A 13563-nucleotide genomic window follows, 5' to 3' on the forward strand; every position below is an offset into this window, starting at 1 on the left:
AATTCGTCCGGTCGAGCTACCGGCTCTGGTGCAAACGGTGGGAGAGGGGCATACTCGCTCGATACGAGGATCGATATCGCCGGGGTGAGCACGATGCTGAGCGTCGATGATCTTTTCAAAGGCCGCCATTTCGATCGCGAGATCATCACTCTCTGTCGGGAGCCATTTTGGCGTGACAATACGCATTTAAGAAAATCACGTACTTAGTCATAGCCATCATGCTTGAGAATATCCATTTAATTGGGTCTTCCTCACTTTCTGTTGCAGTGGTTACACAGGAAGAAGGCGCGCACGGAGGAGTTCTGGGCCCGCGCGACCATACATCGTCCGCTTGAGCGCTTTCAGGCGATTGATCTGTCCTTCCGTCTGGCCGTTGCTCCAGGGCTCAGTGATCGCATTTCTAACCGCGTCGATATCTCTCTGCGCCGTGCGCGCGAACCGTTGCATCGCGTACAAGCCCGACTTCTGTGCGTCCTTCAGCCAGGCGCCAAGTTTGCCGACGTTTTTGCTTTTTAGCATGCCCCTAAATCGCATAGCCAGTCGACGCATCGTCGCAAATTCTGGCCAGTCCTTTTTCATCGCTTCGACTTTTGCAGCTTGGTTGGCAGTCAACAACCCTCGCGGCTTGATGCAGAGCGCCGCAGCCACAATTGGCGAGATAGAACGTCCTGTCACGGGATCGACAGGCCGCGGATTCGGAACAGTCGGTGTGGCCGTCACCTTCTTGCATTTCGGATTTCGCCATTTCGCCAAAAGTCGCTCGAGGTTTGAAAAACTTCCAGTGTAACCGCGCGCTTTGATTTCCTGGAAGAGGCGAGGTCCGCGCACGCAACCTTCTGACCAGCGGCGCGATAAATAATCTTCAAAATGTCGCGGCGACGTCGTCTTTGGCGCGGCAGCGCAACGTTCGGGAAGCTTATCGGCTCGAATCCATTTGGTGATCGTGCGGCGATCGAACCCGGTTTGTTGCACGATCTCACGGACATTTCTGCCTTCGTTCCAGAGGGCGCGAACATGGTTGAAAGCCGCTTGCCTCGAATGCTGGTTCGCCATTCTGGATAAGCGGCGATGCTCGGCGCCGCCGTGCTTATCTCTCACGCTGGCGACCTCGTCGCCGTCCGTCGGCAACAATGGACGCGCAGAAAATCCAGCCGCGCGGCCGAGTTGCACCTGGACTGCTTCGCGCAAATTCTGCACGATATGAAAGCGGTCGGCAATTTGCCGCGCCTGCGGCGCGCCTTCTTGCGCGCCTTGGGCGAACAATCCGCAGCGATCGCGGCTGATGATCTCAACGTCAGGATGTTGCCTGAGCCAATCAGCAGTCATGCCAGCGGCGCGCTCCGGAAAGAGATCGAGCACCTGCCGTCGCTCCAGGTCCACGATTATGGTCCCGTAAGTGGAGCCCTTGCGCCATGCCCAGTCATCGACACCGACGACCCGTGTTTTCCCTTCGGAGCTGCGCTCCTTTACCCGTCGTTTGACACACCGCAGGATCGTATCATCGCTCGTCGGCATCCCCATTCGCTTGATCAAGCGCTCTCCGGGACGCCCGCCGACGCCATGGCCGAAAAGGTAAACGAGCTCGGCCGCTCGATCGGTTCGTCGCGCTCGAGAAGCCGCCACCTCGGGCAGTCGCGTCGCAAATGTCTTACGCTCGCTGGCTTCGTTTCGACACTGCCAGCGCTGGAGACGGAGCTTTACGGTTACAGAGGCGCCTTGCGCCGGCAAATCTTGTAGATGGCGCTCATGCCAGCCATGCCGGCGTGTCGATCGTGCCCCACAGTCTGGACAGACACCAGACCCGATAGCAATCGCCGAAATCAGCCATTGGCCATCGAGCCGCTCCGCGTCCAAAATTCTTACGCCCTTTCCCAGGGACCAAATCGATTTTCTTTCCACACGGCCAAGTTATGGCTCACCGCTCAGATCGGTCAAGCGAGCAACAGAAAGTGAGGAAGACCCATATTGATTGAGCATTGGCGCGCGGATCGGTGACTTTGATGAGATTGTCGTTGTTGTCGTAGACGAATTGGTAGCTTTGCGAGCCCGCGCCGATCGCGCTCACTACGCGCCCCAGCTGATCGAAGGTCTGCGAGCGGGTAGAAGTGCTGAACTTTCATCATGCGGCCAGGCGGGGCTCACCACCCGGCCATTACTTTGCGACAGTGGACACGTCGAAGCGCGAATTGCAATCGCGGGCGCTTCAAGCGCTCCAACATGAAGGCTACGCCGGGCGAGGTGAATTGACGGTGATTTCGGACAGCGCCGAGATCATAAAACGACTGCCAAAAGAGTTGCCGAAGCCCACGACGCACATCATCGATTGGTTTCACATCGTCATGAAAATCCAACCGCTGCGGTAAGTGGCTGACCACATTGACCGAACGAACGCCAGTCGAAATGGTCGGGCCATTTTGATCGGCGACGACATCCGCTTGGCGAACTGGAAACTGTGGCACGGTCAGACAGATCGAGCCATTGATCGCCTTGAAAAGATAGTGGCTGATTTAGCGATCCAACGTAGCCGTGCAGACGCATCATACGGTAACCGGTTGATTACTTCGGCTTGGCGATTTTGGGCCACCAATGGAAACCGGCTCGGCTTTTGATGATGTCGCGCTCGTTCGTGAGCGCGGCGCATCTTTCGCCGATGATTGCGTCGAGTTCGTCGATCGTTCCGACATGTTTGTTGACGATGGGCTCGTCGACGAGCGCCCATAAGGTCTCGGCGGGTTGCAGCTCCGGCGTATAGGGCGGGAGATAGATCAGCCGCACGCCGTCTGGCACGTTCAAGCCCGCCTCGCCATGCCAGCCGGCGTTGTCGAGGACGAGCACGATGGTGCGATCGACGCCGGCCCGAGCTTCGCGCGCGAAGGCTTGGAGCAGCGCCGCGAAAAAAGGTTTCGAGACGCCGTCGTGCACATACCAGAAGGTCTCGCCGCTCGCCGGCGAGACGAAGGCGGTCACGTAAAGCCAGTCGAAGCGGTGATGGCCATGCGCCGTCGGCCGTTCGCCTCTTGCGGCGAGGCGGACTTCGGATTTTTGGGGCGTGGAGCCTGGATCGACATGCCGCAGGCTTTCAACGCCTCCCAGCCGCGTTGAGCCGCGACCTTCTCCAATCCCAATTCGCGCGCGAGGAAAGCCGCGACTTTCCCGCTCGTCCACAAGCCGCCGTCGTCGGGCGGCTCCTTCAGCCGAAGCCGCAATTTGTCGAGCAACTCGGGTTTCAACACCCTCGCCGACGAGCCGTTGCGCCGGCGCAAGTCGCCAAGAGACTCCGGGCCTTCTGCGTTGTAGCGCGCCGCAAGCTGTTCGATCCAGCGCTGGCCAAAGGATGTCATCTCGGCGACGTCGCCGAGCGTGTGGCCCTTGGCGAGCAGCCAGATCGCATGGAAATGCCGCGCCTCGCGCGCGTTCGAACTCGAAACATACCGCTCACGCAACGCATCGACGCTCAAATGCGCAGCTATCGTCGCCATGATCCGCCTCCAGCGATTCATGACGACGCAGCCTAGCTGCTTCGATGCCAAACGGGAATCCCCGCCGCCGACTCAATCAGCCGGAAACCGTATCAGACAAGCGTCGCCTCGATCTTGCGCAGCCCTTGCTCACCTACGTTCGTTCAAACCGAAACGCTATCGTCAATTACGGCGCACGCTACCGATCGGGCCAACGGATTGCGTCCTCGCTCGCTGAATCCGCTGTCAATTCCCTTGTCGCCCAGCGAATGGTCAAAAAGCAGCAGATGCAATGGACGCTCAAAGGCGCGCATCACATGTTGCAAGTTCGCGCTGCCGTTCTCAACGGCGACTTGCGCGAGCGTTTGGCTTGGCGACCTCCAAAGCCGACGCATCGATATCGCTTGGCCTGGATGTTCGAGCCGACACCGCCATTGCTAAAAGCCGCATGAAACCCAGTTAATTTATCGGTCCCTGATCAGCGCGCTTCTGGAGCGATCGCAAGCGAACACGATAGCACGCTACGCCGTTCGAAATTTGTCCAGGCCATAGTCTCGTCCGCTTCGACGAGGCTACCGCTCGCCCATCCCTCGAGGCGCTCTCGCGCTCGATTCCGCTGCATTCATCGGCGCATCCGTCCGAGCCCGCCCTCGAAGATTTGGCGCACGGTGACGAACAGCAGGGGAACGAAGAAGATGGCGAGCCCCGTCGCGGCGATCATGCCGCCCATGACGCCGACGCCGATCGAGTTTTGCGCGGCCGATCCGGCGCCGCCGGCGAAAGCGAGCGGCGCGACGCCGAGGATGAAGGCGAAGGACGTCATGACGATCGGGCGCAGCCGCTGGCGCGTCGCGAGCAGCGTCGCCTCGATCACCGCCATGCCCGCCCGTTGATGGTCGATGGCGAATTCCACGATCAAAATGGCGTTCTTGGCGACGAGCCCGATCGTCGTCAGCAGGCCGACCTTGAAATAGACGTCGTTGGCCTGTCCGAACGACAGCGCCGCGACGAGCGCGCCGAGCACGCCGATCGGCACGCACAGCATGACGGCGAGTGGGACCGTCCAACTTTCGTAGAGCGCGGCGAGGCACAGGAAGACGACGAGGACAGAGATCGCATAGAGCGCCGTGGCCTGACTGCCGGAAAGCCGCTCCTGCCGCGAGAGGCTGGTCCATTCATGGGCGAATCCGGGTGGCAGGCCGGCGACGAGATGGTCGATCTCCGTCATGGCGTCGCCGGAGCTGGCGCCGATTGCAGCCTCGCCCAGGATCTGGACGGCGGGCGATCCGTTGTAACGTTCGAGGCGCGGTGAGCCGAACGCCCAGCGGCCGGTCGCAAAGGACGAGAAGGGCGCCATTTCACCCGAAGCGCCACGGACACGCCAGCGATCGAGATCGTCGGGCTGCATCCGGAAATCGGCCGCCGATTGCAGATAGACCTTCTTGACGCGGCCACGATCGACGAAGTCGTTCACATAGGCGCCGCCCCAGGCCGTCGATAGCGTTGCGTTGACGTCGGAAAGGCCGATCCCTAGGGCGCTCGCTTTTTCCTGGTCGATGTCGATCGCAAATTGTGGCGTGTCGTCCTGGCCGTTCGGGCGCACGCCGTTCAAGAGCCTGCTTCGCGCCGCCGCGGCGAGCAAACGGTCTCGCGCGGCCAAGAGCTTTTCGTGGCCGGCGCCCGTCAAGTCCTGGAGATAGAAATCGAAGCCGCTGCTCGTCCCCAATCCCTCGATCGCCGGCGGCGCCAGCACGAAGACTTGGGCGTCGCGGATTCCCGCGAGCGCCGCCGTCGCGCGCTCCGTCACCGCGGCCGCGGACAGGTCGGACGCCTTGCGCTCCGCGAAGTCGCGCAGGCCGACGAAGGCCATGCCGACATTCTGGCCGAGGCCGCTGAAGGCGAAGCCTCTCACCGTCATGACGCCATCGACAGCCTTGCTCTCCTGGTCGAGGAAATATCGCGTCACCCGATCGAGCGCGCGTTCCGTGCGGTCGCTGGTCGCGCCGACGGGCAGCTGCACGCTGACCATGAGATAGCCCTGGTCCTCCTGCGGCAGGAACGAGCTCGGCAGGCGCGTGAACAGCGCGGCGGCCGCGATTATCATCACGGCCAGAGCAGCAAAGCCTCGTCGCGGGCGCTGCAAAGCGGCGCTCGCGCCGTCTCGATAGGCGCCGGCGCCGCGCTCGACTGCGCGATCGAACCAACGGAACAAGCCGGCCTTCTCGGCGTCCGGCCTCGGCGGACGAAGAAGCGTCGCGCAGAGCGCTGGCGTCAGTATCAGCGCGACGCCGACCGACAGCGCCATGGCCGAAACGATGGTGACCGAGAACTGACGGTAGATGACGCCGACCGAACCGCCGAAGAACGCCATCGGCACGAAGACCGCGGACAATACCGTCGTGATGCCGATGAGCGCGCCGGTGATCTCGCTCATGGATTTGACGGTGGCCTCGCGTGGCGACAGCCCTTCCTCGCGCATGATGCGCTCGACATTCTCGACCACGACGATGGCGTCGTCGACCAGGAGTCCGATCGCCAGCACCATGGCGAACATGGTGAGCGTGTTGATCGAATATCCGGCGACCGCCAGAACGCCGAAGGTTCCGAGCAGCACCACCGGCACGGCGAGCGTCGGAATGAGCGTGGCGCGGATATTGTGCAGAAAGGCCAGCATGACCAGGAAGACGAGCGCGATCGCTTCGATCAGCGTGTGGGTCACCTGCTCGATCGAGATTTTGACGAAAGGCGTCGTGTCGTAGGGAAAGACGACTTTCAATCCTTTCGGAAACATCGGCGCGAGCCGATCGATCGCCGCCTTGACCGCGGTGGCCGTGCGGACTGCATTCGCGCCCGTCGCCAGATTGACGGCGAGGCCGGTCGCCGGCGCGCCATTATAGGTCGATGCGCTAACGTAATCCTCGGCGCCCAGCTCGACGGTCGCGATATCGCCGATGCGAACCAGCGAGCCGTCGGCCGTGCTCTTGAGAATGACCTCGCGGAATTGCTCCGGCGTCTGCAGGCGGCTCTGCGCCGTGACGGTGGCGTTGAGCTGCTGCCCTCTGCGCGCAGGCAGACCGCCGAGCTGTCCTGCCGACACTTGCGCGTTCTGCGCTTGAATCGCGCTCGCGACGTCGCTCGGGATCAGCGCATATTTGGCGAGCTTGTCCGGATCGAGCCATATGCGCATCGCATAGCCGGCGCCGAAGAGCTGCGTGTTTCCGACGCCTTCGACCCGCTTCAGCGTGTCGTTGAGGGCGCTTTTGACGTAATCCGACAGATCCGTGGCGGTCATCTTGCCGTCGGTCGAGACGAAGCCGACGACCATCAGGAAGGCGTTCGACGATTTGGTGACGGTGAGGCCATTGGACTGGACCATGGTCGGCAGCAGCGCGGTGACGAGCTGCAGTTTGTTCTGCACCTGCATCTGCGCCACATCCGGATTGGCGGCGTTGGTGAAGGTGAGGGTGATGTCGGCCTGGCCGGTCGATGTCGACGTCGAGGTCATGTAGTCGAGATGGTCGAGGCCGGTCATGCCTTGCTCGATGATCTTGGTGACCGAATTCTCGACCGTCCGCGCATCGGCTCCGGGATAGTTGGCGGTGATCTGGATCGTCGGCGGTGCGATCTCTGGATATTGCGAAACCGGCAGGCCGGCGAGCGCCAGCAGGCCGCCGAGCATGACGACGATCGCGATCACCGAGGCGAAGATCGGGCGGTCGATGAAAAACGCCGAAATCACGCGCGTCAGCCTTTTGCCTGGGCTTTGGCCGTCGTCGGCTCGCGCTCGCGCAGCTCGCCGGTGGCCCCGTCGATCACGACCTCGACGCCTCTGGCCTGCTGCCCGGCGCGCACGAGCTGCAGGCCTTCGACGACCACACGGTCGCCGTCGCCGACTCCCGCCGTGACCAGCCAATTATTGCCGATCGTCCTGCCAACCGCGAGCACGCGCTCCTCGATCTTGCCGTCCTTGTCGAGCACCAGAGCCGTCGCTTCGCCCCTGATGTTGCGGGCGACTGCGCGCTGAGGGATGAGGAAGCTGCCCGGCGCGACGCCTTCCTCGACGAACGCCCGGACATACATCCCCGGCAGCAGCAGGCGCGACGGATTGGGGAACGCCGCGCGCACCGTCACGGTTCCGGTCGTCTGGCTGACTTTCGCCTCCGTGAATTCGAGCCGGCCCGTCATCGGATAGACCCTGCCGTTCTCGACCTCGAGCCTCACATCGACATTGTGCCCCGACAGACTGACGCGGCCCTCGTCGATGGCCCGCCTCAGATCGAGCATTCCGGCGCTCGATCGGGTGAGGTCGACATAGATCGGATCGAGCGTGCGGATTGTGGTGAGCGTGTCGGCCTGACCGGCCGTCACCAGCGCGCCTTGTGTCAGCGAGGATTTGTCGACGCGGCCGCCGATGGGCGCCTTGATCGTCGTATAGTCGAGATTGATCTTCGCGCTCGCGACATTCGCCTCTGCCGTCGTCACATCGGCTCGCGCCTGGGCCAGCGCGGCGACGGCCTCCTCGAGATCCTGCGTGCTGACGGCGTTCTTCTTGATCAATCCCTGATAGCGGTCGACCTTGGCTTGCGCGCTGGGCACGGCGGCCTCGGCCTTCCGCAAGGCGGCGACGGCGCTGTCGTGAGCGGCTCGATAGGGGGCGGGATCGATCTGATAGAGCGGCGCTCCCTCGGCGACCTCGCCACCCTCCTGGAACAGCCGCTTCTGAATGATCCCCGCGACCTGCGGCCGGACTTCCACCACGAGCGAAGCGACGATGCGGCCAGGCAGCTCGGACGTGATGGCGACATTTCGAGGATGCAAGGTGACGACGCCGACCTCGGGACGCGCGGGCGACGCCTCGCTTCGGTCGCGCGATTGAAAATCGCAGCCGGTGAGCGCGACGGCGGCGGTGACGGCGACGATCGTCGGGCGAATATCCATGGGGCGCGCTTTCGAGGACGTGGCTGGATCGCCTCGGCCGGAGCCGGGGCGAGAGGTGTTTGTCTTCGATCGTGACCTACCCCGCCGCTGTTCGTGGATCGTGCAGATTCGATGGAGATTTGATGGACACCCTGGAGCCTGACCGGACAAATGATTGCTGCGATGTCTATGTTTCATTACTGACAGTTGAAGTTGATCCTTCATTGACTCGTAGTTGGGTCGAACCGCGGACGCAGCCTGCCTGTGAAGCCGTACCAAAACGGTCATTTGTCTGGAGGCGTGGTGCAAGAAGCGATACGGACGATATGGCGGCGCGTCTGCGTGATCGCAGCAAACGAATCGACATTTCAGGCAGGAATATTCTTCCTATCGTCGTTGCAGGATATGCGCGCCGCGGCGGCCTGGCTGAACTTTCTCGAGTATCTCAAAGACAAACATCCGTTTGGAGCAGCTCCGACGCAATGTATCAGAAAGCCATTTTTCAATTACGCCATGTATCGTCTCTCACACTCCCAGCGCGTGTCGATTTTAAGAGATCACTATAGCCTGATCTGCGATGCTATTCCATCTCTGATCGCCGTTTCTTGGGGAGTATGTAGTGCAGAGCTCGGCCTCCTATGCGGCAAGAACGGTGAAATTTATCGGTTGTCGCTACGCAGCGCAGAATATTGCTACAAAGAGGGGGAACTGAGTTTCGTATTGACCGACACGGCGGACGGTCTCGAACTCGCGACTCTGACCTTTGTGCTCGGCAACGGAGACGAGGGAGCGCCCTCCGTTTTGATCGGGGGACTGCAAGGACCATCGTCGCATTGCGGCCCTGACGCCAAGGCGCGGATCGTGAAAGCGACGCGGGCTCTCTGGGGGTTGCGTCCCAAAATGGCGGTCTTTCTGGCGGCGGCGGCCTTCGCCCGAGCCTTGGGCGCCCGGCAGATCCACGCGGTATCTAATGACACGCATTCGATCAACGCCGACGCCTGGTGGCAGCGCCGGCGAATGCGCGCCGATTACGACGCTTTTTGGCTCGAACGCGGCGGATTACGCGCACGTGAGGGCTTCGTCTTACCCGTAATATCGGCGACGAAATCGCAGAACAAGCGACGTGAAGAGCAGCGGGCGCATATCGACGAGTTGGTGGGTCGACTTTTCACGGAAGAGCCGTGCCTGGGTATCGACATTCGTGACAACTCGTCGATACCGGCAAACGGAAACTTACGGGTTATCAATCAAACATTTCCACAGACCCATTTCTTGGCGGGATATTCAGGGGCGTCTCCAGCAGCCGGAAATTCGGCCATATATCGACGCGGGTGACCAAAGTCGTTCCGCGAAACGACATTGTCCGATGTGCGGGGGAACGATATGAGGCCAGCCAGCAAAACGCCGAGAGCTCGACAATGAACGAACTCGTTCTCATCGCCGATGACGAGCCGGAAATCACCGCGATTCTGGAAGCCTATCTAGCGCGGGAAGGACTGCGAACGGTGAGCGCGGCGGATGGGCGGATCGCTCTCGATCAACATGCGATTCTGAAGCCGGACATCGTCTTGCTGGATGTGAACATGCCGAATGTCGACGGCTGGGAGACGCTGGCCGAGCTGCGACGCCGCGGCGACACGCCCGTCATCATGATCACCGCGCTCGACGAGGACATCGAGCGTCTTCAGGGATTGCGTCTCGGCGCCGACGATTATGTGGTGAAACCGTTCAATCCAGCGGAAATCGTCGCGCGCGTGAAAGCGGTTCTACGGCGAACCAATGCTCGCGCCGGCAACCCCGTCTTGCGGATCGGCAAGCTCGAGATCGATCTCGAAAGCTTTCTCGCCAAGGTGCGAGACGGCGATGCGACGGCGCCGCTGCCCCTGACGCTGACAGAATTCCGGCTCCTCGCCCATATGGCGCAGTCGCCTTCGCGGGCGTTCAGCCGCAGCGAGTTGGTCGACGCCTGCCTACCTGGCGGCGACGCGCTCGAGCGGACCGTCGACAGTCATATGAGCAATCTGCGCCGCAAGCTCGACGAGGCCGGCGCGACCGGCCTGATGAACGTCGTGCGCGGCATCGGCTATCGGCTGACGGCGCCATGACCCGCCATCGTTTGAGCCGACAGATCACGCTGTCGATGAGCGCGGTCGTCGCCGTCGCCGTCATGATCGTTTTCGTCGGCTCCTTCACCTTCTACGGCATCTATCTGACCTACTACCCGCCGCCGCCGGGGCCGCCGCCGCTTCTTCCCGAGGCGCCCGACTTCGTCTTGATCGCAGTCCTGCTGCTCTTCACTCTCGTCATCGCAATCTTCGCGGCGCTTCGCTTGACGAAGCGGATTCTCGTGCCTCTCAATTCGCTCGCCGAAGGCGCGCGCAGGATCGCCGCCGGCGATCTCACGGCGCGGGCCTCGCCCGGCGACAGATCGCTCGGCGAAACGGCTCGACTGGTGGACGACTTCAATGCGATGGCGCAACGCCTCGAGGATAGCGTCGCGGCGATGGCCTCCTGGAACGCCGCGATCGCGCATGAGCTCAGGACGCCATTGACGATCCTACGGGGCCGGCTGCACGGCCTCACCGACGGCGTGTTCGAGCCGAGCGACGAATTGTTCCGCAATCTCCTGTCGCAAGCGGAAGGCCTCTCCCGCCTCGTCGACGATTTGCGGATCGTCACTTTGTCGGAGAGCCACCGGCTGGAGATGCGTTTCGAGCCGACCGATCTCGAGCAGGAGATTCGGCAGGCCGTCGACGCTATGCGGCCCGGCCTCGTCGAGGCCGGCTTCACGATCGAGCTTGATGTCCGCCGCGTCATTCTGACCTGCGACGGGGTTCGTTTGCGGCAGGCGCTGCTCGCCCTTCTCGAGAACGCAAAACGCTATGCGGCGCCGGGACTCTTGCGCGTTTGGACGAAAGCGGAGGAGGACGAACTCGCGATCGCAGTCGAGGATCGAGGGCCGGGCCTCAGTCCCGACTTCGCGCCCTATGCGTTCGATACATTCAGCCGGGCGGAAGCCTCGCGCTCGCGGCGCCACGGCGGCGCCGGCCTCGGGCTCTCAGTGGTGCGCGCCATAGCGGAGGCGCATCGTGGCCGCGCGCAATACAGAACATCCACGGCCGGCGGAGCGATCTTCGAGCTCGTTCTGCCGCTCCCCCGTGCGCACGATCGTATCGGCGGCGACGAGCCCGCCGAATGACGGCGCGCCACGATGCTAATCGAACAAACACGGACGATCGAATGACCGCCTCAGCTGCAATGGACCGGCCCGAGAACAATTACGAGAAAGTCGCCGCAACGCATGTGTCTCTGCGCCGCGTTCTCGAACTATTCAGGCCTTACCGCGCCAAGATCGCCATTGTCGTTCTGTTGATGCTCCTCGGCGCGGGCGCGGGCATGTCGTCGCCATTTCTCCTGCGCGCGATCATCGACGAGGCTCTGCCCAGTTCCGATCTGCGCCAGCTCGTCGCGCTGGTCGTCGGCCTGCTGCTCATCGTTGTCCTATCGACCTGCCTCAACACGGCTCAGGTGATTCTGTCCGTCCAGATCGGGCAAGCGATCATGCATGATCTGCGGGTGAGGGTCTATTCGCACCTTCAATCCTTGTCTCTCGGCTTCTTCACGGCGACGCGGGCGGGGGAGATTCAGTCGCGCATCGCCAGCGATATTTCCGGGCTGCAATCGCTCGTGACCACCAGCGCCAACGAGCTGGCGCGGTCTTCGGCCACAGTGGTCATGACCGCCGCGGCGATCCTGCTGCTCGAATGGCGATTGGCTCTCTTCGTCTTGCTGATCGTTCCCGGAACGGTCGCGATCAGCAATCGCGTCGCGCGAATGCGCGAAAAGCTTCTTTTCGAGCGGCAGGAGCGCATCGCCGACATGTCGTCGGCCATCCAGGAAACGCTTTCGATTTCCGGGGTGATCCTCGCCAGAACGATGAACCGCGGCGAGCATCTGTCGCACCGCTTCTCGAGACTTTCTGGAGAGGTGGCGAAGCTCGAAGCCCGCGCGCATACGGCGGGCGAAGGGCAATGGGCGCTCATCAACCTCGCGCTCTCGGCGCTTCCGGCGCTGACGCTGCTCATCGGCGGACTGCTGATACAGGCCGACACGCCAATCAGCATCGGCACGCTCGTCGCCATGATCGCACTGCAGGAGCAGTTGCTGTGGCCGCTCGAGCAGCTTCTGGAAATCGGGCGGGAGATGCGAACGACTCGCGCGCTCTTTACGCGAATCTTCGCTTATCTCGACAGGCCGGTCGAGATCACACAACAGGCAAACACGGTCACTCTCGACCGCGCGAATATGCGCGGCGCGGTCAGGGTGGAAAATGTCTCCTTTTTCTATCCTGGCGCCACGACTCCGGCTCTGCGCGACATCTCCATCGACATTCCGGCCGGCAGCCATGTAGCCATCGTCGGCGCGACCGGTTCCAGTAAGACCACGCTCGGCTATCTCCTCGCCCGACTCTATGATGTGGACACGGGCGTCATCTCCTTCGACGGCGTCGATATTCGCGCGCTTCGCTTCGAGACGCTCGCCGACATGCTGGGCGTGGTGACGCAGGAGCCTTATCTGCTCAATGCGACCGTCGCCGAGAATCTGCGCTTCGGCTGTCCGGAGGCGTCCGACGATCAGCTCGCAAGGGCCGCGCGCATCGCCCAGATCCATGAGACGATCATGGCCTTGCCCGAGCGCTATGACACGCTTGTCGGGGAGAGAGGCTACCGCTTTTCCGGCGGCGAAAAGCAAAGGCTGGCGCTCGCGCGCGTCATTCTCCGCGATCCGCCGATCCTGCTGCTCGACGAAGCGACCAGCGCCCTCGACGCCAAGACGGAACACGCGATGGCGTCCGCGCTGGCCGCGCTGTCGCAGGGGCGCACGACCATCACGATCGCCCACCGCCTCTCGACGGTGCGGCAGGCCGATCAAATCATCGTCCTGCAAAAGGGCCGGATCGTCGAGCGCGGCACGCATGACGAGCTCGTTTCGCGGGGACGAGCTTATTTCGAACTCGTGATGCGATCGCATCTCGATCGACAAGAGGTATGACTTCTTAGCCAGTCGCAAATCCTCGGCGAGCGCTGCGAACACGCCTACCGCCATCCAGAGGCGCCCTGCTGATACCCAGCGGACCATGGCGGAAGATCATTGAGCATGGCGCGCTAGACCATACGGTTTGCGAATA

The 13563-nt window shown here is 62.2% G+C and carries 9 protein-coding genes and 2 pseudogenes; 6 read left to right on the plus strand and 5 right to left on the minus strand.

The features are described from left to right. Positions 1 to 270: 270 nt before the first annotated feature. Entirely contained in the window at positions 271 to 1899 is a 1629-nt protein-coding gene (locus QMG84_RS19720) for an ISL3 family transposase (protein ID WP_434086002.1), read from the minus strand. 230 nt (positions 1900 to 2129) lie between these two features. On the opposite strand from QMG84_RS19720, the pseudogene QMG84_RS19725 reads away from it, so the two are divergent. Continuing rightward, a pseudogene (locus tag QMG84_RS19725) lies at positions 2130 to 2360 on the plus strand (ISKra4-like element ISMet1 family transposase); the annotation flags it as partial. A gap of 196 nt (positions 2361 to 2556) precedes the next feature. On the opposite strand, the gene QMG84_RS19730 reads toward QMG84_RS19725, so the two are convergent. Both QMG84_RS19730 and QMG84_RS19735 read right to left on the minus strand, forming a co-directional pair. Beyond that, positions 2557 to 3075, minus strand: a complete 519-nt coding sequence (locus QMG84_RS19730) for a transposase (protein ID WP_350356536.1) — start codon at positions 3073 to 3075, stop codon at positions 2557 to 2559. Next, on the minus strand, positions 2964 to 3479 hold the full coding sequence (locus tag QMG84_RS19735; RefSeq protein WP_281932511.1) for a helix-turn-helix domain-containing protein: 516 nt from the start codon (positions 3477 to 3479) through the stop codon (positions 2964 to 2966). The genes QMG84_RS19730 and QMG84_RS19735 overlap by 112 nt, the downstream gene beginning before the upstream one ends. A gap of 113 nt (positions 3480 to 3592) precedes the next feature. Here QMG84_RS19735 and QMG84_RS19740 point away from each other — a divergent pair. Further along, a pseudogene (locus tag QMG84_RS19740) lies at positions 3593 to 3910 on the plus strand (hypothetical protein); the annotation flags it as partial. 170 nt (positions 3911 to 4080) lie between these two features. Here the strand turns inward: QMG84_RS19740 and QMG84_RS19745 are convergent. Together QMG84_RS19745 and QMG84_RS19750 are read right to left on the minus strand one after the other, a co-directional pair. Then, positions 4081 to 7194 carry an efflux RND transporter permease subunit gene (locus QMG84_RS19745; protein ID WP_281932702.1) on the minus strand — a complete coding sequence of 1038 codons (3114 nt, stop codon included), beginning with the start codon at positions 7192 to 7194 and terminating at the stop codon, positions 4081 to 4083. 8 nt (positions 7195 to 7202) lie between these two features. Next, a complete protein-coding gene (locus tag QMG84_RS19750) occupies positions 7203 to 8396 on the minus strand; it encodes an efflux RND transporter periplasmic adaptor subunit (RefSeq protein ID WP_281932513.1) in 1194 nt (397 codons plus the stop codon). A 282-nt stretch (positions 8397 to 8678) separates the two neighbouring features. Here QMG84_RS19750 and QMG84_RS19755 point away from each other — a divergent pair, with 282 nt between their 5' ends. The 4 genes from QMG84_RS19755 to QMG84_RS19770 all read left to right on the plus strand — a co-directional run bounded on the left by QMG84_RS19755 (position 8679) and on the right by QMG84_RS19770 (position 13427). After that, the gene (locus QMG84_RS19755; RefSeq protein WP_281932515.1) at positions 8679 to 9710 is read left to right on the plus strand and encodes a DUF535 family protein; all 1032 of its coding nucleotides are present in this window, start codon (positions 8679 to 8681) and stop codon (positions 9708 to 9710) included. An 83-nt stretch (positions 9711 to 9793) separates the two neighbouring features. Further along, positions 9794 to 10480, plus strand: a complete 687-nt coding sequence (locus QMG84_RS19760; RefSeq protein ID WP_281932517.1) for a response regulator — start codon at positions 9794 to 9796, stop codon at positions 10478 to 10480. Then, positions 10477 to 11574, plus strand: coding sequence for an ATP-binding protein (locus tag QMG84_RS19765; RefSeq protein ID WP_281932519.1), 1098 nt, complete (start codon positions 10477 to 10479; stop codon positions 11572 to 11574). Before QMG84_RS19760 ends, QMG84_RS19765 begins: the two co-directional genes overlap by 4 nt. Before the next feature lie 41 nt (positions 11575 to 11615). Beyond that, entirely contained in the window at positions 11616 to 13427 is a 1812-nt protein-coding gene (locus QMG84_RS19770; protein WP_281932521.1) for an ABC transporter ATP-binding protein, read from the plus strand. Positions 13428 to 13563 lie beyond the last annotated feature (136 nt).

Source organism: Methylocystis iwaonis (assembly GCF_027925385.1).
Lineage (GTDB): Bacteria > Pseudomonadota > Alphaproteobacteria > Rhizobiales > Beijerinckiaceae > Methylocystis > Methylocystis iwaonis.